The organism is Kitasatospora sp. NPDC058184 (assembly GCF_042883725.1).
Taxonomy (GTDB): Bacteria; Actinomycetota; Actinomycetes; order Streptomycetales; family Streptomycetaceae; genus Kitasatospora.
In genome coordinates this window covers 1-1079 of the sequence record NZ_JBHVVE010000076.1, presented here as the reverse complement: position 1 = coordinate 1079, position 1079 = coordinate 1, and the positions used below count along the sequence as shown (strand labels likewise).

Annotated in this window: 1 pseudogene; it reads left to right on the top strand. The window is 68.1% G+C overall.

Annotation, left to right across the window (positions count from 1 at the left end):
* Positions 1–76: 76 nt before the first annotated feature.
* Positions 77–1056: pseudogene (locus ACFVXH_RS41435) on the top strand (IS5 family transposase).
* Positions 1057–1079: the final 23 nt, after the last annotated feature.

Genomic DNA, 1079 nt, shown 5'->3' with positions numbered 1-1079 from the left:
TAGGGCCTGTGTGATGTTGTGATCAATCTTCGGGTTCTGCCCCGCTCTGGGGCAGAACCCGGTAGGACTGTTGGATGTGACGCGCAGGCAACTCACCGACAAGCAGTGGAGTTTGATCGAGCCCTATCTGCCGATCGGCAGGTTCGGGCCCTACCCCGAACGGCTTCGTGACCAGTTCGAGGGTGTGATCTGGCGGTTCAGGACCGGAGGGCAGTGGCGGGAGATGCCCGAGGAGTTCGGCCCCTGGTCCACGGTCTTCGGCCGGTTCCGGGTCTGGCGGGACGCCGGCGTGTTCAGTGCCCTGCTCGAAGGCCTGATCGCCGCGGCCGCCCGCGAGGGGAAGGCGGACCTGTCGTTGGTCAGCGTCGACTCCACGACCGTCCGGGCCCACCACGACGCCGCCGGGATGCTCGTCGACGACGATGTCATGCAGGCCCTGGAGGAGGCCGCGCGCGAGCAGGAGACGGCCCGGCAAAAGGGGGCGGGCCACCGGAACAGAACGGACAGGACGAGCGCAGACGCATCCGACGGCGACGCGAACTCCGTTTGAAGCAGGCCAAGCTCGGCAGGTCACGGGGCGGGCTGACCAGCAAGGTCCATCTCGCCTCCGACCGCCGGTGCCGTCCGCTGGCACTCGTCCTGACCGCCGGGCAGGCCGGAGACAGCCCGCAGTTCGTCCCCGTGCTCGACAAGGTGCGCGTGCGCCTGCCCGTCGGCCGGCCCCGCACCCGGCCCGGCGCGGTCGCCGCAGACAAGGCCTACTCGTCCCGCGCCAACCGCGCCTACCTGCGTAAACGCGGCATCAAGGCCGTCATCCCGGAGAAGAAAGACCAGGCCGCCAGCCGGAAACGGAAGGGCAGCAGGGGCGGCCGACCCGTCGACCACGACACCGACCTCTACAAGGAGCGGAACACCGTCGAGCGCCTGATCAACAGGCTGAAGGCCTGGCGGGGCATCGCCACCCGGTTCGACAAGAAGCCCGAGAGCTACCTCGCAGGCCTCCACCTCCGCGCCTCAATGATCTGGATAGACGACCTCGTGCGACCACCCAACTGATCACAACATCACACAGGCCCTAG